The sequence below is a fragment of the Salifodinibacter halophilus genome, from assembly GCA_012999515.1.
Classification (GTDB): Bacteria; Pseudomonadota; Gammaproteobacteria; order Nevskiales; family Salinisphaeraceae; genus Salifodinibacter; species Salifodinibacter halophilus.
On sequence record JABEEB010000175.1, the window covers coordinates 1 to 281 of the forward strand.

Consider the following 281-nt stretch of genomic DNA (forward strand, 5'->3'; position numbering starts at 1 on the left):
GTCGCCGAACCCCTCGACGGAGCCGAAGACGACTGGTCGTAAGCCGGTCGAGTGGTCGCGCGACCGGTCGCGAGCTGGGCAGTCGCGAGCCGACGCCTCGCTGTCGGGAAGCGACGACGCGCAGAAAATCAGGGTCGGAGACGAAGCGAATCCGCGCTCACCGGAGCGAGACGGCCATCATCACTTCGTCGACGTAGTCGCCGTCTATCTTGTAGTGGCCGTCGCGGACGGCTTCGGTCTCCCAGCCGCGGCCTTCGAGGAACGCGATGGCCTCCTCGTTG

Annotated in this window: 1 protein-coding gene; it reads right to left on the minus strand. The window is 66.9% G+C overall.

Annotation, left to right across the window (positions count from 1 at the left end; genetic code table 11):
- Nucleotides 1-157 precede the first annotated feature (157 nt).
- A partial coding sequence (locus tag HKX41_11200) for a GNAT family N-acetyltransferase (protein NNC24697.1) occupies nt 158-281 on the minus strand: 124 nt, incomplete at its 5' end.